9 protein-coding genes are annotated in these 23,661 nt (G+C 62.2%); all 9 read left to right on the top strand.

The features are described from left to right. Nucleotide 1 precedes the first annotated feature (1 nt). The 9 genes from gspK to NHU87_RS26185 all read left to right on the top strand — a co-directional run bounded on the left by gspK (nucleotide 2) and on the right by NHU87_RS26185 (nucleotide 23,646). Complete coding sequence (gene gspK, locus NHU87_RS26225; RefSeq protein WP_253553833.1) at nucleotides 2–988, top strand: type II secretion system minor pseudopilin GspK; 987 nt, start codon at nucleotides 2–4, stop codon at nucleotides 986–988. Beyond that, on the top strand, nucleotides 985–2,160 hold the full coding sequence (gene gspL / locus NHU87_RS26220) for a type II secretion system protein GspL (protein ID WP_253553830.1): 1,176 nt from the start codon (nucleotides 985–987) through the stop codon (nucleotides 2,158–2,160). Before gspK ends, gspL begins: the two co-directional genes overlap by 4 nt. Beyond that, nucleotides 2,153–2,710, top strand: coding sequence for a type II secretion system protein GspM (gene gspM / locus NHU87_RS26215; protein WP_253553827.1), 558 nt, complete (start codon nucleotides 2,153–2,155; stop codon nucleotides 2,708–2,710). The genes gspL and gspM overlap by 8 nt, the downstream gene beginning before the upstream one ends. Further along, nucleotides 2,707–5,082: a type II secretion system secretin GspD gene (gspD, locus tag NHU87_RS26210; RefSeq protein ID WP_253553824.1), complete on the top strand. Its 2,376-nt coding sequence runs from the start codon at nucleotides 2,707–2,709 to the stop codon at nucleotides 5,080–5,082. The genes gspM and gspD overlap by 4 nt, the downstream gene beginning before the upstream one ends. A gap of 136 nt (nucleotides 5,083–5,218) precedes the next feature. Further along, nucleotides 5,219–6,637 (top strand): type II secretion system ATPase GspE, encoded by a 1,419-nt coding sequence (gene gspE / locus NHU87_RS26205; protein ID WP_253553820.1) that lies wholly within the window; start codon nucleotides 5,219–5,221, stop codon nucleotides 6,635–6,637. Next, entirely contained in the window at nucleotides 6,637–7,848 is a 1,212-nt protein-coding gene (gene gspF / locus NHU87_RS26200) for a type II secretion system inner membrane protein GspF (protein WP_253553800.1), read from the top strand. Before gspE ends, gspF begins: the two co-directional genes overlap by 1 nt. Nucleotides 7,849–8,434: 586 nt before the next feature. After that, entirely contained in the window at nucleotides 8,435–9,607 is a 1,173-nt protein-coding gene (locus tag NHU87_RS26195; protein ID WP_253553798.1) for a substrate-binding domain-containing protein, read from the top strand. Nucleotides 9,608–9,817: 210 nt separating this feature from the next. Next, entirely contained in the window at nucleotides 9,818–22,414 is a 12,597-nt protein-coding gene (locus NHU87_RS26190; protein ID WP_253553795.1) for a filamentous haemagglutinin family protein, read from the top strand. A gap of 620 nt (nucleotides 22,415–23,034) precedes the next feature. Then, the gene (locus NHU87_RS26185) at nucleotides 23,035–23,646 is read left to right on the top strand and encodes a transposase (RefSeq protein ID WP_253553793.1); all 612 of its coding nucleotides are present in this window, start codon (nucleotides 23,035–23,037) and stop codon (nucleotides 23,644–23,646) included. Nucleotides 23,647–23,661: the final 15 nt, after the last annotated feature.

Below are 23,661 nucleotides of genomic sequence, written 5' to 3'. Positions count from 1 at the left end.
CATGAAAGCCTATTCGCTGGCAGTGGCGAAGCAACGCGGCATGGCGATCATCAGTGCCTTGCTGATCGCCGCGGTGGTGGCGGTGATTGCCGGCGGCATGCTCACCCGGCAAACGGTGTTTACCCGAAGCCTTGAGGCTGAGCAGTTGCGGGTGCAGGGCGCCTGGGTGCTGCACGGTGGCATCGAGATCAGCCGACAGCTGCTGTGGGATGCGCGCCGGCGTGACCCGTTGACGCGTCTCGATCAGCCATGGGCGCAGCCCTTGGTGATGGCGCGTTATGACGGTCGTGACTTGCCTTTCGAAGGCCGGCTGGAAGACGAACAGGGCAAGTTCAACCTGCGCAACCTGGTCGCCAATGAACGAATCGACGAGGAACAACTGGTGAACTTCCAGCGCCTGTGCCAGTTGATCGGAGTCAACGGAACCCTGAGCCAACGCATCAGCCAGCGGGTGATCGCCTCTTACCCACGCCTGTTGAATCCTGAGTTGGCGGACAAAGCACCGCCCAACAGCGGCTTTGACAGCGGCCGCGATACCTCGCCGAATGCCGTGCGCAAACCTCAATTGCCCACGCGCCCGATGCTGCGCAACCTCGACGATCTGCGCAGTGTCGAGGGCATGAATGATGTGCTGCTGGCGAAGATCACGCCTTACCTGACCATCCTGCCGGCCAATACCTGGCTCAACGGCAACACCGCCAGCGCACCGGTGCTGGCCGCTTACGTGCCGGGGCTGTCGACTGAGCGCGCTCAGGCGCTGATCGCGGAGCGTGACGGCGGCCAGTGGTTCATCAATCGCGGGGATTTCGTCAACCGTCTGCGCATGCCAAATCTGGAGCTGGCGACCATCAAAGTCGGGATCACCAGCAACTGGTTCCGCTTGCGTGGCAAGACGCGTAGCGATCAGCGTCGGGTCAGTCTCGATGCCTTGCTGCACCGCAGCGAAGACCGCTTGCCCGAGGTGATCTGGTCACGGGTGGGCGTATGAGTCAGCTGCGCATCGCCTTGCCGTCACTGGCCGGCCTGACTCTCGACAGCCCGCTGGAATTCGCCTGGCTGGACCGTCAAGGCCAGGTGACCCGCGAGGGCCAAAGTACCTTGCTGCAATTGGGCCAGAGCGGGAAAACCCCGGCGATAGCATTTTTTCTGCACCCTCAGGACAGCCTGTTGGCGAGCATCGACCTGCCGATTTTACCGGCCAGCAAAACCACCGCGGCGGTGCAGTGCGCGGCGCAGGCGCTGATTCTCGGGGCCTGCGAGCAGATGCACATCGCTCACAGCCCACGGGACGGGCAGGGCCGCGTGCACATCGCGTGGTTGTCCCGGGAATGGCTGAGCCAGTTCGGTCAGCTACTGCGAATGGCGCGATTGACCCTGCACGGTGTGTACTCGGGTGCGTATTGTTTGCCTGTCGCGGATGGCCCGGTGGCCTGCGTTCGGGACGGGCATCTGTTGGTGCGTCACAGCCTTCAGCACGCGGTCGTACACCCGGCGGTGGATGAGGCATTAAGTGATCTGTTGCTGGAGCACGGCGCCAGCGTGCAATGGATCGGCGAAGTGCCGCCGGAGGCGACGATCACCTGTTTACCCGCCGAACAACGCTGGACCGGTGCCTTGCCCGGCTGGGGTTTGCACGGCGGCATTCAACAACGCAGTGCCGGCCAACCAGGCTGGGGGCGAGCGGCGGCCTTTTGTGCGATGGCCGTGGCGGTCTGGACCTTGGGGCTGAATCTGTACGCGGCCCGTGAAGCGACGCAGGGCCAGCGACTCAAGACGCACATGAACCAGCGGGTGAAGCAGGCCTTCCCTGAGCTGCCGGTGATCCTCAATCCGCTGCAACAGACGCGTCAACAATTGGCCGCCCGCCAGAGCGGCGCCGCGACCGACCCGACCCAGCGTTTCGCCAGCCTGGTGCTGCAAGCCGGCAGCGGCATGCCCTTCATCGCCGGCAGCGTGCAACAACTGGTGTTTGAACAGGGCGAGTTGCAGCTGAGCCTACTGAGCGATGCGCGCAAAACCGGCAGCGACAAGCAATGGCAAACCGCGCTGACCCAGGCCGGTGTTGCCATTAACGCCACCGATGACGGCTGGACCTTGCGCCCGGCCGCCGAGGCAGCAGCTAGCGACGCAGACAACGCCAGCGGAGCCGACGATGAGTAACTTTTCCCTGGGGAGTTACCGTGCGCGCTGGCAGCACTTCAACGCCCGTGCCCAAGTGATCTGGCAAGGTTTGGCCCTGCGCGAGAAACGCATGGTCGCCGGCACGGCGCTGGTGCTGGCAGGCTTGTTGACCTGGCTGTTGCTGATTCAACCGCCGCTGAAAAAGATCGAATACTGGCAGGCTGAAACGCCGAAGCTGCGTTCCCAGGCCGAGGCATTGGAGGTCTTGCTGCGTGAGGTGGCGCGACCGCCCACCGCACAGAGCCTCGAGCAATCCCTGCGCCAGAGCCTCGAAGCCAGCGGCCTGGCCGGGCATTACCAATTGCAGGCGCCGGACACCGCACCCCCCCAAGCTTGGCGCTTGACGTTCGACGAGGCCCCGGCCGATGCCGTGGTCGGCTGGCTGCTGGTCAATCCCCGGCAATTTTCCCTTGAGGTGGTCGAGGCCCGTTTGCAGCGCGCAGGCGAACCTTTGCCCAATGACACGGCAGGCACTCTGTCCGGAACCGTTCGCATGGATCAGGCGCTTGGCGCTAAGGAAGCTTCATGAAGTGGTCAGGTTCTCTGTATGCGCGTCAGTGCCGCATGGTCGCGCCGTTTTTATTGCTGGCACTGAGTGCGTGCAGCAACACCGCCACCACGACGCAACAGCCGCCGTTGCTGGTGGACAGCGAATTGGGACGCCCGTTGGCCGACACCAACCGTAGCGGCGATGTATTGGCGGATCGCCAGAAAAACCAGGCGCAGTCGAAGCAGCCGCCAGGCGTGCAACACAAAATCAGCAGCCCCGGCCGCAGCAATGTGGTGACCGCCGGTAGCGCGCCAACGAGCAATCCGCTGGGCAACCAACCAGTGACGCTGAACTTTGTCGACGTCGATATCCCGGCGGTGGTGCGTGCATTGTCGCGGTCCACCGGGCGCCAGTTTCTGGTCGATCCACGGGTCAAAGGCAACCTGACGCTGGTCTCCGAAGGGCAGGTGCCGGCGCATCAGGCCTACGACATGCTGTTGGCGACCCTACGCATGCAGGGCTTCAGCGTGGTCGATGTCGGCGGGGTTTCCCAGGTGGTGCCGGAGGCCGACGCCAAGTTACTCGGCGGGCCGATTTACAGCGACGACAAACCCGCCGGCAACGGCATGCTGACCCGCACCTTTCGCCTGCAATACGAAAACGCGGTGAACCTGATTCCAGTGCTGCGCCCGATCGTCTCGCCGAACAACCCGATCAACGCCTACCCCGGCAACAACACCATCGTCGTCACCGATTACGCCGAGAACCTGGCGCGCGTGGCGCAGATCATTCAGGGCATCGACAGCCCCAGCGCCATCGACACCGACGTGGTGCAGGTGCAGAACGGTATCGCCGTGGACATCGCCGGCATGGTGGCGGACTTGCTGGAGGCGCCGGGCAACGATCCGACGCAGAAGATTTCGGTAATTGGCGATCCGCGTTCCAACTCGATCATCATCCGTGCCGGCAGCCCGGAGCGCACCGAGCTGGCCCGCAACCTGATCTACAAACTCGACAACGCCCAGAGCAACCCGAGCAACCTGCACGTGGTGTACCTGCGCAACGCCCAGGCCGGCAAACTGGCCCAGGCCCTGCGCGGCTTGCTGACCGGGGAAAGCGACAGCGGCGGCAGCGACGGCGCGCGTTCGGTGCTCAGCGCGATGGGCGGCAACACCAGCGGTGGCCAGAACGGGCAGAGCGGCAGCCAGAGCAGCAGCGGCACGCAAACCTCTACGTCGGGCAGCAGCACCACGGGCGGCAACGGTTACGGGCAGAGCACCAGCGGCTCCAGCGGCCAGACAGGTAGCGGTCAGCAGAGTGAACAGAACGTCGCCTTCAGTGCAGGTGGGGTAACCATTCAGGCCGACGGCACCACCAACACCTTGCTGATTTCCGCACCGGAACCGGTGTATCGCAACCTGCGCGAAGTCATCGACATGCTCGATCAGCGTCGCGCGCAAGTGGTGATCGAAAGCCTGATCGTCGAAGTCGGCGAGGACGATGCCAGCGAATTCGGCGTGCAATGGCAGACCGGTAATCTGGGCGGCAACGGCGTGATCGGCGGCGCCAACCTCGGTGGTTCGGGGATTAATACCAACGCCAATACCAGCATTGACGTGCTGCCTCAGGGCCTGAATCTGGGCTACGTCAACGGCACGGTGGACATTCCCGGCATCGGCAAGATCCTCGACCTGAAAGTGCTCGCCCGCGCCTTGAAGAGCAAGGGCGGCACCAACGTGCTGTCGACGCCGAACCTGCTGACCCTCGACAACGAAGCCGCGAGTATTTTTGTCGGCCAGACCATTCCATTTGTCAGCGGCAGCTACGTCACTGGCGGTGGCGGCACCAGCAATAACCCGTTCCAGACCGTGACCCGTGAAGAGGTCGGTTTGAAGCTCAATGTGCGGCCACAGATTTCCGAAGGTGGCACAGTCAAGCTCGACATTTACCAGGAAGTCAGCAGCGTCGACGAGCGTGCGTCCAACAGCGCGACCGCCGCCGGGATCGTTACCAACAAACGCGCGATCGACACCAGCATTCTGCTCGACGACGGGCAGATCATGGTGCTCGGTGGCTTGCTGCAGGACGGCTACAGCCAAAGCAACGACGCGGTGCCATGGCTGTCGACCATTCCCGGAATCGGTGCGCTGTTTCGCAATGAGCGCCGGGCGATCACCAAGACCAACCTGATGGTATTCCTGCGCCCCTACATCATTCGCGACAGCGGCGCCGGGCGCGCGATTACCCTCAACCGCTACGACTTCATGCGCCGCGCCCAGGGCGGGATGCAACCGGAACGCAGTTGGGCCATGCCGGACATGCAGGCGCCGCAACTGCCGACGGCGGCTCAGGGTGTGCCGGTATCGAATGCGCAGCCACGAGCCACCATTCGCGCGGTGCCAATCCAATGAGCACACCAACCCCCGTAGGAGCTGCCGAAGGCTGCGATCTTTTGATCTTGATCTTCATCAGTTCCAATAAAGCAAAAATCAAAAGATCGCAGCCTTCGGCAGCTCCTACGGGGGGATTGTGTAGGGGGTTATGGGTATGAGCGCTTTGCCCTACGCCTGGGCAAAGGCCCAACGCATCCTGCTACGCACCGGCGAGGAGGGCGCGGTATTGACGGTGTGCCCGTCGACGCCGGGCTGGTCGATCAGTGAAGTGCGGCGCCAATTCGGCCCGGCACGGCTGGAGCGGGTGCGCGATGAAGAACTCGACGGCTTGCTCGCCAGCGCTTACGCCGACACCGGCAGTGCGGCGGCGGTGGTTGGCGCGGCGGAAAACGAGGTGGATCTCGATCGCCTGATGCAGGACATCCCGGAAATCACTGACCTGCTGGACACCCAGGACGGCGCGCCGGTGATCCGCATGATCAACGCCTTGCTCACGCAAGCGGCGCGGGACGAGGCCAGCGACATTCACATCGAGCCCTATGAAAGCCATTCGGTGGTGCGCTATCGGGTCGACGGCACGCTGCGCGATGTGGTGTCGCCGCGCAAGGCGCTGCATGGTGCATTGGTGTCGCGGATCAAGATCATGGCGCAGCTCGACATCGCCGAAAAACGCCTGCCCCAGGACGGCCGGATTGCCTTGCGCGTGGCCGGGCGGCCGATCGACATCCGCGTCTCCACGGTACCGACGGGTCATGGCGAACGAGTGGTGATGCGCCTGCTGGACAAACAGGCCGGGCGCCTGCAACTGGAAACCCTGGGCATGGACCCGCAGGTGCTGGCCAAACTCGACAACCTGATCCGCCAACCCCACGGCATCGTGCTAGTCACCGGGCCCACCGGCAGCGGCAAAACCACCAGCCTCTATGCCGCGCTGGCACGGCTGGACGCCAGTACCAGCAACATCCTCACGGTTGAAGATCCAGTGGAATACGACTTGCCGGGCATCAGCCAGATTCAGGTCAACGCCAAAATCGACATGACCTTCGCCCTCGCGCTGCGAGCGATTCTGCGGCAAGACCCGGACATCATCATGATCGGCGAAATCCGCGACCTCGAAACCGCGCAAATCGCCGTGCAAGCCTCACTCACCGGACACTTGGTGTTGGCGACGCTGCACACCAACGACGCGGTGTCGGCGGTCAACCGGCTGATCGACATGGGCGTCGAACCGTTTCTGCTGGCGTCATCGATGCTCGGGGTACTCGCGCAACGCCTGGTGCGACGGCTGTGTCAGCACTGCAAGCAAGAAGACCCGGCCGCGCCCGGCACCTGGCGACCGCTCGGTTGTTCCGCGTGCAACCACACCGGCTACAGCGGTCGCACCGGCATTCACGAATTGTTCTGCATCGACGATGACATTCGCACGTTAATCCATCAGGGCGCTGGCGAGCAGGCCTTGAGAGCTGCCGCCCGAACGGCGGGGATGTTCAGCATGCGAGAAGACGGCGAGCGTTGGGTTCGCAGCGGTGCCACCGCGCCGGAAGAAATACTTCGTGTGACACGGGACGCCTGATGAACCGCTACCGTTTTGAAGCTGCCGACGCCAACGGCAAGATCGAGGCCGGCCATCTGGAGGCCGACAGCCAGAGCGCGGCGTTCGGCGTATTGCGCAGCCGTGGCCTGACGGCGTTGTTGGTGCAAGTCGAGAGCAACACGCCGGCGGGCGGTGGCAGCGGACTGTTCAGCGCCAAACTCTCGGACAACGACCTCGCCTGGGCCACTCGGCAACTGGCGAGTCTGCTGGGTGCAAGCCTGCCATTGGAAGCCGCGTTGAGCGCGACGGTGGAGCAAGCCGAACGCAAGCACATCGCCCAGACCTTGAGCGCAGTGCGCGCCGATGTGCGTGGCGGCATGCGCCTGGCCGAAGCGTTGGGGGCGCGACCACGGGACTTCCCTGAGATCTATCGGGCGTTGATCGCGGCGGGCGAGGAGTCCGGTGACCTGGCCCAGGTGATGGAGCGACTGGCCGATTACATCGAAGAGCGCAATAACCTGCGGGGCAAGATTCTCACCGCGTTTATCTATCCAGGTGTGGTGGGGCTGGTGTCGATCGCCATCGTGATCTTCCTGCTCAGTTACGTGGTGCCGCAAGTAGTCAGCGCGTTTTCCCAGGCGCGGCAAGATCTGCCGGGGCTGACCTTGGCGATGCTCAATGCCAGTGACTTCATTCGCGGTTGGGGCTGGTTGTGTTTCAGTCTGATGGCGGGCGGTTTCTGGGGTTGGCGCCTGTACTTGCGCAACCCGGCGGCGCGTTTGAGCTGGCACAGTCGAATTCTGCGTTTGCCGTTGATCGGCCGATTCGTGCTGGGGCTGAACACCGCGCGTTTTGCCTCAACCTTGGCGATTCTCGGTGGCGCCGGGGTGCCGCTGTTGCGTGCACTGGAAGCGGCGCGCCAGACTTTGTCCAACGACCGCTTGAGCCTGAGCGTCAGCGACGCCACCGCCAAGGTTCGCGAGGGCGTTAACCTGGCCGCCGCGTTGCGGGTCGAGAAAGTCTTCCCGCCGGTGCTGATCCACCTGATCGCCAGCGGCGAGAAAACCGGCTCCCTGCCACCGATGCTTGAGCGCGCCGCGCAAACCCTGTCCCGCGACATCGAACGCCGGGCCATGGGCATGACCGCGTTGCTGGAGCCATTGATGATCGTGGTCATGGGCGGGGTGGTGCTGGTGATCGTCATGGCGGTGCTGTTGCCGATCATCGAGATCAATCAGTTGGTGCAGTGAAAACATCAAGCCGCAACACGACCTGTAGCAGCTGTCGAGCCTGCGAGGCTGCGTTCGGCTGCGAAGCAGTCGTGAGTCCGGCTGACGCGGTCTACCTGACGTACCGCAATTTCTGAATCTACGACTGCTGCGCAGCCGAACGCAGCCTCGCAGGCTCGGCAGCTGCTACAAAGGGTGCAGAGTGGCTGAAATTTCGGCGAAGACGGCCTCACAGTCGACAAATTCTTCAAATTTTTTCCCCCTCCTGAACATCACCCGAGCCTCAATCCCACCATCCTCGGGTTCGTCGTTCTGTCATCTGCAACGACCCATCAAGCCCTCTAGCCGACCTTCGGCCAAACCGCCCAAAGTCTTGCGCCAAACACCGCGAAAAGCCCCCTCGAACACCCGAGAATTTGCCGAAAAATCAACGCCTGGCTCCCGAGGTTTTTTCCTTTATCTGTCACTGGAAGCTGCGAACTTCTGACCCATGGCCTCACCCCATACGCCGTTCGACCCACGCGGTTCCGGGCACAGGACTTGAGCGCCATGGCGTCATGCACGAGCAACTCACCCAACGTACGAACACGATGAAAGGAGATTCTTCATGTTTAAGCGCAACGTTCTCGCGGTATCCCTGACCCTCGCTGCACTGTGCTCGGCACAGGCTGCAATGGCTGACATCAACGGTGGTGGCGCGACCTTGCCACAACCGCTGTACCAGACCACTGGCGTACTGACCACTGGCTTCGCCGCCTACATCGGTGTCGGCAGCGGCAACGGCAAGGCTGCCTTCCTGAACAACGACTACACCAAGTTCGTGGCCGGCACCACCGGCAAGAACGTGCACTGGGCCGGTAGCGACTCCAAACTGAGCGCTACCGAATTGAGCAACTACGTGTCGGCGCATGGCGCTGCCTGGGGTCCGTTGATCCAGGTGCCTTCGGTGGCCACTTCGGTCGCCATTCCGTTCAACAAAACCGGTACTGCCAATGTTGATCTGAGCGTCAACCAACTGTGCGGCGTGTTCTCCGGCCGTCTGACCGACTGGAGCCAGATCACTGGTTCCGGCCGTACTGGTGCGATCAACGTGGTTTACCGTGGTGAAAGCAGCGGTACCACCGAGTTGTTCACCCGCTTCCTGAACGCCAAATGCGCCGAGACCGGCACCTTCGCCATCACCACCAACTTCGCTTCCAGCTACAGCGGTGGCCTGCCGGCCAATGCTGTGTCCGCGGTTGGCAGCCAGGCTGTGATGACGGCCTTGAACGCTGCTCAAGGTCGCATCACCTACATGAGCCCGGACTACGCTGCGACCACCCTGGCTGGCCTGGACGACGCCACCAAAGTGGCCAAGGTTGCCGGTGTGTCGCCAGCACCTGCCAACGTGTCGGCAGCCATCGCGGCCGTCGCTGTGCCTGCCGCTGCCAACCGCGCCAACCCTAACGCCTGGGTCCCAGTGTTCGCTGCCACCACCAGCCCGACTGATCCAAGTGTCGTGGCTTACCCAACCACCGGTTACCCGATCCTGGGTTTCACCAACGTGATCTTCAGTCAGTGCTATGCCGACGGTACCCAGAGCACGCAAGTGCGTGACTTCTTCACCCGTCACTACGGTGCCAACGCCGCCACCAACAACGACGCTGCCATCACCGCCAACCGCTTTGTGCCGCTGCCAGCAGCCTGGAAAACTGCAGTACGCAGCAGCTTCCTGACCGCGACCAGCGCTCAAAGCATCGGCAACACCAACGTCTGCAACGCCATCGGTCGTCCGCTGTAACCCTCGCTTCAACGACCCGCAATACCCGATCAGCAACGGCGCAAGCCGTTGCTGATTTTTTGCGTGTGACCTGTGCAAAACAGCCAGATGAATATTGCGTGACAGAAGTTCGGTCGCGCCTTTGCGAAACCGCCTATCCCCTATAAGCAACGCTGGCCGCTTGATAGCACGGCGTTGCAGACCTTCTGCAAATCGAAAGGATGAGTAGTGATGCTGCGCTGCAAACCTCTGGCAAAACCGAGTGCCCCGCGTCGTGATGGCGAGCTGTCGATACTGCGGCTCAAGCCGTTGGCCCAGGCCATTGCGTTGTTGATGGTTGCCGGCAATGCCCACGCGGCGACCGCATTCAGTTCCGGCTGGTTTGCCGCCAAGGGCGCGGCACAGTCTGCTGGTGCAGCGCGGCCAGGGGCGACAGTGCCAGGCATGCCGCCACCACTGGCGCAGCAGCAAAAGGCCAATCAACAGTTGCAGCGTTCACTGACCAACCTCAACAACACCGTGGCCGCGATTGCCGCGCAGCAAGCCGCGCAAGCGGCGGGGCGTCAGGCAGCGTTCGGTCGGGTACAAACGTTGCCGGATGGTTTGGGCGAGGGCGGTTTGAAAGTCGACAACAGCCTGACCCAGGGCTGGGCGAATGCCCAGGCACCCGAGCAAACCCAGGCCGATGGCAAGACCACGGTGAAGATTCAGCAGACCGCCGACAAGGCGATTCTCAACTGGGAAACCTTCAACGTCGGGCGCAACACCACCGTGGATTTCAAGCAGCAATCGAATTGGGCGGTGTTGAACCGCATCAATGACCCGAGTGCGCGCCCGAGTCAAATCCAGGGGCAGATCAAGGGCGACGGCACGGTGATGCTGATCAACCGCAACGGCATCGTCTTCAGCGGCACCAGCCAGGTCAACGTGCGCAACCTGGTGGCCGCCGCCGCGACGATCACTGACGAACAGTTCAATCAGCGCGGCCTGTATGTGGACACCACCGGCAGTCAGCCGACCTTCACCGATGCGGCCGGCAAAGTGCTGGTGGAGCGCGGTGCCTTGATCGAAACCCACAAGGCGGCATCGTCCACTGATGCTGGCGGGTATACCTTGCTGCTCGGCACCGAGGTGGAGAACGCCGGTTCCATTGTCACTGCCAAAGGGCAGACTACGTTGGTGGCCGGCGACAGCTTTTATATTCGTCGCGGTGTCGGCACCAGCGGCAACCAACGCTCTACCACCCGTGGTAATGAAGTCGCCACCGCACTCAAGACCGGCAGCAGCGCGGGTACGGTGATCAACAACGGCCTGATTCAGGCGTCCACCGGCGACATCACCCTAACTGGGCATCAGGTGCAGCAAAACGCCGTGGCCGTGGCCAGCACCTCAGTCGATATTCGTGGCACCGTGCACCTGCTTAACTCGGCCACCGACAGCACCGGCAGCGTGACGCTCGGCCAGGGCAGCACCACGGCAATCCTGCTCGATGCCGCCAGTGGTTCGGCCCTGGACAGCCAGCGCAATGCGGCGCTGGCGGGGCTCGACGGTTTATCAAACACGCTGAATACCGGGCGCTTCAACAACCTCAGCGCTGTCGCTGACCGCACCGATCAGTCGCGGGTCGAGATCGTCAGCGGCGGTAGCGTAGATTTCCAGAACGGCTCGATCACCTTGGCCACTGGCGGCCAGGTCGCGGTCACTGCCGGCCGTCGTAGCCTGGTGCGCGATGGCGCGGTGATCGACGTGTCCGGTGCCATTGGCGTCAAGGTGGCGATGGAATCCAACAGCATCAAGATCAACGTCCAGGGCAACGAGCAGCGCGACGCCTCGGTCAACCGCGATGGCGGCAAGCTCAGCAACAGTGACGTCTGGGTTGACTTGCGTGAACTGGTGCACGTATCCGCCGGCACCAACGGCTACGCCACTGATCGCTGGTACACCGCTGGCGGTTTACTGGAAGTGGGTGGCTACCTCGGCACGCAAAATCACAGCGTTGGCGAATGGATGGCCCAAGGCGGCACCTTGACGTTCACCGGCAATGACGTGGTGACTCAGCAGAACGCGCAACTCAACTTGTCGGGTGGCACGCTGGATGTGCAGAGCGGTTACGTGCGCCAGTCCTGGCTCAAGGGCCCGAATGGCCGTTTGTATGAGTTGTCGCGCGCGCCGGGGGACATTCTCTATTCCGGGCTCTACAACGGCTACGAAGATCATAGTGAGCGCTGGGGCCAAACCAACTATTACTACAGCCCGCTGATCGCGCCGAAGCAACGGTATGAGTACGGTTACACCGTGGGCCGCGACGCCGGCAAACTGGTGATCGCCACCACCAGCGCGGTGCTCGAGGGGCAGATCGTCGGTGAAGTGTTCAAGGGCGAGCGCCAGACACAAGCACCGATTTCCGGTCTCGACGGATACCGGCAATCGCAAACCGCTGTGGCTCGACGGGCGCAATTGTTGGTCGGCAACTACACACCGATTTACGACACCTCCGCGGGTTCGCTCAACAGTGGCTTGAGCCCGACCCTGAATCAGGTGCTCATTGACGATGTCAAGCAGAAGATCGCCGCCGGGCTTGACCTGACCTCTGTAGTTGCCAGTGATCGGCAGGGCAAACTGCAACTGGATGGCGATCAACTCAATGGCTTCCAGCTCGGGGCGCTGAAGGTCGCGGCGCGGCAACAGGTGCAAGTCGATGCGCCCCTGACCGTGGCTGACGGCGGTGAAATCACCCTGTATGCCCCGCAAGTCAGCGCCAACGCTGACATCACCGCTCGCGGTGGCAGTATTCGTCTGGGCAACGTGCTCAAGCAGGTCAATGTCGACAGCAATCTCGTGGTCGGCGATGTGATCCTGGCACCCACCAGTGATTTCAAGGCCCAGGTAACGGTGGCCGATGGCGTGCGGCTGAACACCGCCGGTCTGTGGAGCAACTTGCTGCTTGATGCCAGCGACAGCACGCGTTTGCCGTACCTCAATGGCGGCACGGTGTCGTTGCGCAGCAGCGGTGATATCGACTTACAGGCGGGCAGCCTGATCGATGTGTCTTCTGGCGGCGCGGTCATGGCAGACGGCAAGACCCGCGGCGGCAAGGGCGGTGATCTGACCCTGGCGGCGGGTGACAGCAGCCCGTCAGGTTCGGCTTCGTTGACCCTGGGGGCTGAATTGCGCGGCGAAGGCGTGACCGGTGGCGGCACCTTGAAAATCCAATCCCATAAGGTGCAGATCGGCGAGACGGACGCTACCCCCGCGAGCGGCACGCTGCAGTTGGCCGCAGACTTTTTCAACAAAGGCTTTTTAGCCTACGACATCACCGGCAATGAAGGTTTGATCGTCGCTGATGGCGCTCAGGTAGACGTGATCGCACCGGCTTATCGCTTTGGCGAAGATGCCGCGCACACGGCCACTGGCGCGGAACCGGCGACGGCGCTGGAGCGTTGGCTGCCGACCCTGTATCAGGAAAATCCGCTCAAAGGCGTGCTGACCCAGCGTAAAGGCGCCAGCCTGAGCTTGAATGCCGGCACCGCACAATCCGCTCCTGCCGACATGGCCACTACCGCGTTGACCCTTGGTCAAGGCTCGGTGATCAGCGTTGACCCTGGCCAGTCAATCAACCTGCTCAGCATCGGCCAACTGACCGCCAACGGCACGTTGAATGCCTGGGGCGGGCAGGTCACGTTGGTCGGGCTGAATGTCACCGGGCAGGCGGCCGACGCGGTAAACGCCATCGGTCATGGCCGTTCCATCTGGCTCGGTGAACAGGCGTTGATCGATGTCGCGGCCCGCGCGGCGACGGCGATCGATGCCCGTGGCAGGACCTATGGACAGGTGCGCAACGGCGGCCAGATCGTGATCGGTGGCCAGATCGACAGCAAAACCGGGATGGCGACGGCGTCCGACCTGTTTGTGGTATTGCGCGAAGGTTCGCGCCTGGAGGCCTCGGGCACCCAGGCGCTGCTGGACATCCCCGGCCAAGGCAAAACCTGGGTGTCGAGTAATGGCGGCCACATTTCTCTGGGCTCCAATAATGGCTTGTACCTGGACGGTCGCTTCAACGCCAAAGCGGGCGGCGCGGGGGCGGCGGGTGGCAGTTTGTCGGTCGCGCTGGAGACGCCTTATTACCTGAAAAACACCGTCACTGATCGGGTGCTACAGGTTCGTGAGCTGATCCTCAGCCAGACGCATGTGCCCGGCATGGTGGAAGGTTCGCCTGACGAGGCCGCCGGGTCGCTGGTCTACGGTCGCGGTCAACTGGGTGTCGATCAAATCCAGGCCGGCGGTTTCGACAACGTGGCGCTGCTCAGTAATGGCTTGTTGAGTGTGGCTGGCGATGTGTCGCTGACCACCGGCCAGAGCCTGAGCCTGTATTCCCGAGACATTGGCCTGGCCAAAGACGCGGCGGCCAATAGCCGGGTTGAGCTGAACGCGCCACATGTGCTGTTGGCGGGGATACTTACCCCGGATGACCCAAACAAGACTGTTTACGTCCGACCGGTGCTCGACGCCACTGTGTCCACGGCGAACAACCAGGCGCTGTTCGCGGTCAATGCCGATCTGCTGGATGTTCAAGGCAGCGTACGCTTTAGCAGCAAAGGCACGCTCACGCGCGCCGACGAGTCCATCGTCACCGTCGAGCGCGAGGGCTTCGATCAGATCGAGCTGAACAGCCGAGGCGATCTGCGCTTTCTCGCGGGCATTGGTGGACAGGGAATGCCGGACGGCATTACCACGCAATTGATCACCCCAGGCGATATGACCTTGCGCGCTGCCCAGTTATACCCGGCCACCGGGGTCGGCGCGCGGGTACTGGCGGGTTATGGCTGGGGCCACGATGCGGGGGCGCTATACGATCCGACGCGAACACTGGTCATCGGTCGCGCAGCCAGCGTGACACCCGATGTACCGTATTCGGCGTTCGGTCGATTGCAACTCGGCGCAGGCAGGATCGAACAAGGTGGTGTCGTGCGGGCACCGTTGGGACTTCTTGAAATCGGCACCACCGACGGGCCGGGTCGCACGGCCAAGGTCCAATTGCTCCCCGGCAGCCTGACGTCCGTCAGCGGCCAAGGTTTGATGTTGCCCTATGGCGGTACTGTCGATGGCGAGACCTACAGTTATTCGGGCAAGAATGTGGTCCTGGTCGGCCAAGGATCCGTGCTCAATGAGAACGGTAATCTGACGGTCGGAGTGATATTGGGCGGTCAGTCGATCACGGCACAGGAAGGCTCCGTACTGGACCTCTCCGGTGGCGGTGATTTGTTGGGGGCCGGGTTTATCTCCGGCCGTGGCGGTTCGACCGACGCCCGCTACAACCCGTTGGTGCAAATCGGCGCCAACGGTGGCTTTACCTTACCGGGCCTTGCCACTAACCCGGTGTACGCCATCGTGCCGGGCAATCAGAGTGCTTACGCACCAGTGGCCGCCGAAGGCGGTGCGGTCGACCCGGTGATCGGGCGACAAGTCACGATTGCTGCGGGAGTGCCAGGGCTGGCAGCAGGCACCTACACGTTGATGCCTTCCACCTATGCCTTGTTGCCGGGGGCGTTCCGGGTCGAGGTCAACGGCTTGGCGGGATTGGGCAGCGTGGCTGGCGCGCAACGAATGCGCAATGGTTCGTGGACCACCGCCGGTACGCTTTCGGTGGCCAATACCGGGCTGCGCGACAGCATCGCCAGCCAATTGATCCTGACCTCCGGTGATGTGTTACGTCGTTATTCGCAATACAACGAAACCAGTTACGCTCAGTTTGCGGTCGCTGATGCCGCACGCTTGGGTATCCCGCGAGCGATGCTGCCGGTGGATGCGAAAACGCTCAAGCTGGCGATGCTCAAGGGTGCCAAAGAAGAGGCGTTTTCATTCAACGGCACCGGTAAATTCGACGCCGCACCGGGTGGGTATGGCGGCACTGTCGTGGCATTGTCGGCCATCCCCAACGTTGACCTGGAAATCGTCGGCGCGGATCAACCGGCTACCCCGACCTTCTCCGGCATCTCGCTGAACGCCGACAGCCTGAATGCCTTGCAGGCGACGCGGTTGATGGTTGGCCGACTGCCTTACGTGCTCTATGGCCAGGGCGGTAACTACATCAATTTCACCGGTGTCGGTGCCAGTTCGAACATTACCCTGCGCCAGGGTGCAACCCTCTCTGCCCCGGAAGTCTTCCTGGTGACCGGCAACGGCAATCTGGTGGTGGAGCAGGGGGCGATGATCAATACCATTGGCCGAGGCGCTGCATCGTTTGATGCCCGGGACGGCTTCGTTTATCAGGCGACCAACCTGCTCGCGGCCTCCAATGGCCTGCTCAACGTGCAGTTAGCGCCCAATACCCTCAGTGGTTCGATCAGCGTGGGCGGTTGCGACAGCATCTGCGCTGGGCAGACACGGCTTTATTCCGAAGGCAGCATCGTCGCGGCGACGGGCACGACCCTGGAGCTGGGCGATCAGGTGCGCTATGGCACCCGCCACCTGACCCTGGCCGTGGGTAACATCAATGTCGGCAGCAGCCAGGCACTGAACGATGCGGCGGCGCGCAACGTATTGCCCACCGGTTTGAGTTTGAGCCAGCCAGTGCTTGAACGCTTATTACAGGGTGATACCGAGTACGGCGCTCCGGCACTGGAAACCCTGGAGTTATCGGCCCGCGAAGCGCTGAATTTCTATGGCAGCGCCAGCCTCGACACCTACGATGCCCAGACCGGTCGCTCGCGGCTGAGCAACCTGATGCTCACCGCCCCCGCGATGTATGGCGCTGGTGGCGCGAACGACGTGGCGACGATTCGCACCTCCAACCTGATCTGGAACGGCGCCCAAGGCGCCCCCGGCACAGTGATCGCCGGCGGTGCCGGTACCGGCAGCGGACGCCTGGATATTCAGGCCGAGCGCATCGAGTTCGGTTATGGCGACTTTGCCCAGCCCAATTCTGTCGATAGCCTTGATCGTCTGGCGCTGGGCTTTGCCAACGTCAATCTGACGGCCAGCGAGCGCATTACCGCCAATCACAAAGGCAGCCTCGCGGTGTACCAGTCCCAAGGCGCCTTCGACGCGCAAAAGGGTTTCAGTTACAGCAGCGGCAACCTGAACATCCTCACACCGTTGATGACCGGTGAAGGCGGTTCGGTCAATCGCATCACTGCCGGCGGCGCCATTGACGTCAGCGGCAAGGCCAACGCCGCAGCGAACGCTGTCGGTCTCGGTGCTGAACTGTCATTGAGCGCCAGCCGCATCAATCTGGCGAGTGTGGTGGTATTGCCCAGCGGCAAGCTGACCCTCAACGCTACCAACGACTTGACCCTGACTGACGCCGCGCTGATCGATGTGGCCGGACGTGCCATTGTCTTCAATGACGTGACCAAGTACAGCGGCGGCGGTGAAGTCATTTTGCAGAGTCGAAACGGCAACATACTTCAGAGCGTCGGCTCGCGGATCGATCTGTCGGCACGCAATAACCGCGCCGGGCAACTCAGTGCCGTGGCATTGGGCTCGGCGGCTGGAATGGTCGACCTGCAAGGCAGCATTTTGGGCCGCAGCAGTGGTGACTACGACGCCGGTGGCACCTACATGCCGTATCAGGCCGGTGAGGTCGAAATCCAGGCTCAGCGCTTGGGTGGCACTGGTCATTTGAGTGAACAATTCGCCGCGCTCAACCAGCGTTTGAATCAGGGTGAAGTGTTTGGCTCGCGCAGTTTCCAGCTCAAGCAGGGCGACCTGGCAATCGGTAACGACCTCAAAGCCTCTAACATCACTGTGTCGCTGGATAACGGCAGCCTGTGGGTCAATGGCACGGTGGACGCCAGTGGCGAGCGGGTCGGCAGCATTCGCCTGTCGGCGAAAAACAACCTGACCCTGGGCAACGGCGCAGTGCTCGATGCTCACAGCCGCCGTCTGCGGGTGGACAGCTACGGCAAGATCATCGACTCGCCGAACCGCGCCATAGTCGACCTGACCTCCCGCGAGGGCGTATTGACTCTGGCCAGCGGTGCGCGCATCGATCTGCGTCACGGCACTGATGTCGCGGTCGGCAGTCTCCCGGGCCAGAACGATGGCCGTGCTCGCGGCACCCTGGAACTTAATGCCCGGCGCATGGGACTCAATGCTCCCGATCCGGTCTACGGGGACATCGCCATTGATGCCAGCGGCAATCTGGATATTCAGGGGGCGCGCTCCATCGCGCTGAACGCCACCTGGCAATACGACGATGCGCCGCCAGGAACTGACCCGGCGGCCAGTGGCCGACCGTATCAAGTGATCGATCAGGCTTATCTGGACGGCAAACATCAACAGAGCATCCAGTTCATCAACGCCGCGCTGGCCAACAACGACTTGATGCAGCGCAAACTGGCGGGGCTGAATAGCGCCCGTTATGCCGACGTCTTCCATCTGCGACCCGGTGTCGAAATTGTCAGTGCCACCGCCGATGGCGATCTGGTGGTGCAGGGTGATCTGGACCTGTCGGGTTATCGCTATGCCAGCGTCAATCCGCACACGCAATTGACCTCCGTTTACGGCTCCGGTGAATCTGGCAGCCTGACACTGCGCGCTGGTGGTGACCTAAGTATCTACGGCAGCATCAACGATGGCTTTGCACCGCCGCCGGATACCCAGGACGACAAGGGCTGGGTGCTGTTGCCGGGGATCGATTTTACCGGTGGCGATATCGTCGTGCCGGGCGCGGGCGTTACCCTGGCCGATGGCACCACGTTTCCGGCCGGGACGATTTTGAACTACGACGTACCGCTCAAAGGCGTGACGGTAGTCGCCGGCACTCGTTTACCGATGGCCGTGACACTCGCTCAGCCGCTGGTATTGCCGGCGGGCACGATTCTGGCGGCCGACGTGCGCGATAACGTGGGCAACCTGTTGTTCGCCGCCGGTACCTTGTTGCAGCAAAACGTGACCCTGGCCATCGATTCTCAACTGGGCGCCGGGAGTCTGTTGACCAGCACTGCGTCCTTGCAAAACTTTACCTGGCCCAAGGGGGTACCGTTGCCGAGCGTCGCGGGGGCGATAAATGCTCAGACCAATGTGTTGAGACTTATCGGCAATCTGGCACTGACCCGTGGCTCACTGATTCCGTCCGGCACCGATGTGAAACTGCCCACCGGGGTGGATTCGGTGCAGTTGCGTCCGGAAGTCGCCGGGCGACAGGGGCGCAACTGGGCCATCGCGCCGATGCTGGCCGAAGGTTCGCAATCCTGGTCGCTGCGTCTGGTGGCCGGTGCTGATACCGATGCAGCGGATAGCCGCATCGTGCAGCCGCTGCCGGTCAGCGGGGACTTGCACCTGGCCGACAGTCACTACGGCATGTTTGGCAAGGCCAAGGCTGGGGGGATGGTGTGGACCGAAGAGGGGTCGATCAACTGGGCCGGCGATACCAGTCTGGTGGGGCAACCGATCGATGAAGATGCGCTTGGTTATCCGGGACTTTGTTCCGATAACCCGACGTTCTGTAAGGCCAGCAGCGGCTTTGTCTGGACCGAAGACGGATCAATCAACTGGGTTGGCGATACCAGTCTGGCGGGCCAGCCGATTGACTTTGACGCCATTGGCTATCCCGAGCTATGCACCGACAATCCGACGTTCTGTCAGGCCAGCGGTCAGTCTGAGTACAAGCCCGGCAGCCAGCGCTGGAGCGTGATTCGCACCGGTGCAGCGGACCTTGAGCTGCTGTCGGCAGGTGATTTGAAAATGGATTCGCTGTACGGCGTCTATACCGCGGGTACATCGGCGAGCGCCACCGACGCCAATGACCCTTATAACCAGCCCAAGGCGCGGGGGGGCAATGACACGGTGCTCAATGACGCGTTCGGCGAGAATGAAAAACTGGTGGATGGCGGCACCAGCAGCCTCTACCGCGCCTGGTACCCTGAGCTTGGCGGCAACCTGACACTGAAGGTCGGCGGCAACCTGACTGGCAACAGTATGGATGTGGTGCCCTCTGGTTTTGGGCGCCCCAACACAGGTGATCTGGGTTATGACACGGTCAATGTCGGCAATTGGTTATGGCGCCAGGGCAGTGGTTCAGTCGCCACCGGCACCCAGGCACAACCGACCGCCTGGTGGATCAACTTCGGCAGTTACACCGCCAGCGCAGTGACTGGCAAGGCCGATCTGATGGTTGGCTTCACCGGTTACGGTACCCTGGGCGGTGGCGACCTGAATGTTCAGGTGGGGGGCGATGCCGGGGTGTTGAATACCCTGGCGGGCAGCACGTTCAATTCCAATATCAACCCACGTAGCCAAGGTCTGGTACTGGCAGTGGGCAGCACCGGGCGTGTGGGCGCCGATGGCAACGTGCAACTGACCGGCGGTGGCGATCTTGATCTGCGCGTCAGCGGCGCAATCAATCCGGCCAGCACCATCGTTGACGGGCATCTCAATGGCGCAGTGGTCGATCTGCGCGGTCATGCTCAACTCGACAGTGCGTCTATGGGCAGCCTCAACCTTCATTACGGCAGTGTGTTGAACGACCAGTCTCCTGGTGAAACCCGTGCCTATGACGTGTTCCGAGCGACCCGTGGTAAAGCAGCCGGCGGACTGACATTGATGCCCGGCGATGCCACGTTTGGGCTGTCGACGCTGGGTGATCTGGTGGTGCAGGATGTCGCGGATCCGGGGCGTGCACCGTTGATGAGCGGTTCGGCGTTTACCTCTGGCGCTGGCGTCCGGGGGCTGGGGCTTAGCTGGTTCACGTTGTGGACCGAGCGCACCGCCATCGATCTGTTCTCGGCGGGCGGTAACCTCACGCCTTACACCCAAGGTATGGAGACGGACCTTGCGGTGGTTTACCCCTCCATTCTTCGTGCCGTTGCGGCCAGCGGCAGTCTTTACTATGGCGAAGCCAGCAAGCTGGGGACCGGTGCTGGTGTGAGCAACCTCCGTCCTGCATTGGTACTCGCACCGTCGACGAGCGGGGAATTGCAGTTTCTGGCCGGTGACTCCATCTACGGCGGTGATCTGACCGTCACTCAATCGAGTGCATCCGGCAGTGCGATGGCCACCCCGCAACGACCGGCATTTGTCGCAACCGTCACCACAGGAATCACCCCAGCCATCGTCAGCAGCAATCTTTCCGAAACCGGCAATCGTTATAGCGCCAACTCTGATCGCTACCCACTGTTCGCCTTTGGTGCAGACAGTGCGGCCGGTGAAAGGGGCGCTAATGCCAACCCGGCGCGTTTTTACGCCGTGAACGGTGATTTGCTGGCGGTCAGCAGCGGTCGGGCGATTACCTTCACGACACCAGGTGATGCTCGTCTGGGGCAAACCTGGTACGAGGGCGGCGGGCCGGTCTGGATGATGGCCGGGCGAGACATCGTCAGCAGCGGTACCGGGTTTAGTGGTGGTCAGGGTGGCGATTCGAACGTGGGGGCTTATACCCACGCAGGCAACCTGTTCATCCACAACAACCCGAATGACATCTCCATCGCCTCCGCTGGACGCGACATCCTCTACAGCAACTTCAACGTCGCCGGTCCCGGCACGCTGGAGCTCAGCGCCGGGCGAAATCTGCTGATGGAAGACAAGGTCAGTGTGACCAGCACCGGTGGGGTGGTGCCGGGGGACTCCAGAGCCGGGGCGAGCATTGTGATGCAAGCCGGGGTTGGCGCCGGCGGGCCTGACTACGATCGCTTCATCACCCCCTATCTGTCGTCCGCGAACCTGGCTCAGACCGGTATTGGGCTCGCCAGTCAGGATGGCAAAGTCGCCAAAACCTACGAAACCGAACTGGTCAGCTGGCTGGCGGCTCGTTATGGCTTCATTGGCACCCCGGAGCAGGCGCGCAACTTCTATGCAGCCTTGCCGGCCGAGCAGCGCCGGGTGTTCGCCCGTGAGGTGTACTTCGCCGAACTCAAGGCCGGTGGCCGCGAGTACAACGAAGAGGGCGGCCTGCGTCAGGGCAGCTACGTGCGGGGTCGCGAGGCGATTGCGGCGTTGTTCCCCGAGAAGGACGTGGCCGGGAATCCGATCACTTACAAGGGCGATATCACGATGTACGGCGGTGCTGGTGTCCACACTGATTTTGGTGGTGGCATCCAGATGCTGACCCCCGGTGGTGGCCAGATTTTCGGCATCGAAGGCACGGCGCCACCGTCCACGGCGGGCGTGATCACTCAGGGTGAAGGCGATATCCAGCTCTACGCCAAGAACAGCATCCTGTTGGGCCAGAGCAGGATCATGACCACCTTCGGTGGCTCAATCATGGGCTGGTCCGCCGAAGGCGACATCAACGCCGGTCGCGGTTCGAAAACCACCGTTGTCTACACGCCGCCCAAACGTCTGTACGACACCTGGGGCAACGTGACCCTGTCGCCATCGGTGCCGAGCACCGGAGCCGGTATCGCCACGCTCAATCCGATTCCGGAAGTGGCGCCCGGCGATATCGACCTGATCGCACCGCTGGGCACCATCGATGCTGGCGAGGCGGGGATTCGGGTGTCGGGCAACGTCAACATCGCGGCATTGACGGTGGTGAACGCGGCGAACATTCAGACCCAGGGCAAGTCGACCGGTGTGCCAATGACCGCTTCGGTGAACACCGGGGCGATCACCTCTGCCAGTTCCGCGGCGTCGTCGGCCACCCAAGCGGCGGAGGACGTGGCGCGTCAGCAACAGGCCGCGTCGCGGCAGAATCAGGCGTCGGTGTTTACCGTGCAGGTGTTGAGTTTCGGCTCCGAACAATTGGCACCGACCCGCGATGGCGCGAGCCGGGCGCCGGAGGCCGGGTACAACCCGAACAGTCCGGTGCAGGTGTTGGGTGCCGGGGCTCTGGACGAATCGGCGCGGCAGCGGTTGACTGAAGAGGAGCGGGGCAGCCTTACCTTATAGAACTCTCGTTGTAATTTTGGGCGACCTTTGGGTCGCCTTTTTTTTGCTCTTGGTGTTTAGGTGTAGCTCGGCATGGGCCGGATTCCTTATTGACTACACGACCGCCATCGCGAGCAGGCTCGCTCCCACAGGATCACCGCTGTCCCTGTAGGAGCGAGGCTTGCCCGCGAAAGCCGTGTATCAGCCAACATCAATGCTGGATTTGAAACCGCCTTCGCGGGCAAGCCTCGCTCCTACGAGGGATCTGCGGCGTTCGCAAAAAGTGAATACACAAAAAAATCCCCTGTGGGAACGAGCCTGCTCGCGATGAGGCCGGTACATCCAACAGGGAAGTGACTGACAGACCACCAGCGCGGGCAAGCCCTAATGCCAGTCAGTTAAGCAATTTCAGCCGCGACGCACTCTTTGTAGCAGCTGGCGAAGCCTGCGTTCGGCTGCGAAGCAGTCGTAAAATCAGAGATCGCGGTATGTCAGGCAGACACGCAATTCCCATCTCCAGAATGAAGCTTTTGTGACAAAAGTTCGGTAGCACATCGCCATTCCGGTCATGCCTATGTGACGTGCTTGAGGGGGCCGCGAGGCCACTTTTCCAGCCGCGGGCGGGAGCCGGGAGTGAGGCAATGGGGACTATGGAACGCTACTCGAAAGTGGGCATGCAAGAACTCGATCAACGCCTGTCGAAGATCGTCGAAGCCGCGCGCAAGAAGCCGGTTTCGGTCTATCGCTACGGCGCGCCGTGGGTCTGGATCGTGTCTCAGGATGACTGGCAGGGCGCCTTGAGAGAAGTGTCCAGCTACATCCCGCCGGGCCATTCACTGGTGTTGCTGCGCCCACAAATCGACGACCTGCTCGAAGAGCACCGCGACATCCTGCACGGCCTCAATGCCGAGCCCGGCATGCTCATCGCCCCGCAAACGGTCATGCACATCCTGCTGTTGCAGTTGCTCTATTCGGTGCCCAGCGAGCAGCAACTCTACGAGCAGCTCAATTACAACTTGCTGTTCCGCTGGTTCGTCGGCCTGGACCTGAACCAGAAGGTCTGGAGCTTCAACGTATTGAGTCGCGACATCGCCACGTTGCTGAACAACCCGCGGGCGGTGCAGCTGATCCAGAAAATCATTGGCGAAGTGTTCTGCGGTGCCTTGCTGCAAATGCCTGAGTTCTCCTTGAACTTCGCGCTGCTGCACACCTGGCTGGGCAAACACGCAGCGACGTCGACAACAAGCAATTGAGTGGGCCGAACGCTG

This window comes from Pseudomonas mandelii (assembly GCF_024138395.1).
Taxonomy (GTDB): domain Bacteria; phylum Pseudomonadota; class Gammaproteobacteria; order Pseudomonadales; family Pseudomonadaceae; genus Aquipseudomonas; species Aquipseudomonas mandelii_E.
The sequence above is the reverse complement of the archived record's forward strand: the minus strand, read 5'-3'. Positions and strand labels throughout refer to the sequence as shown.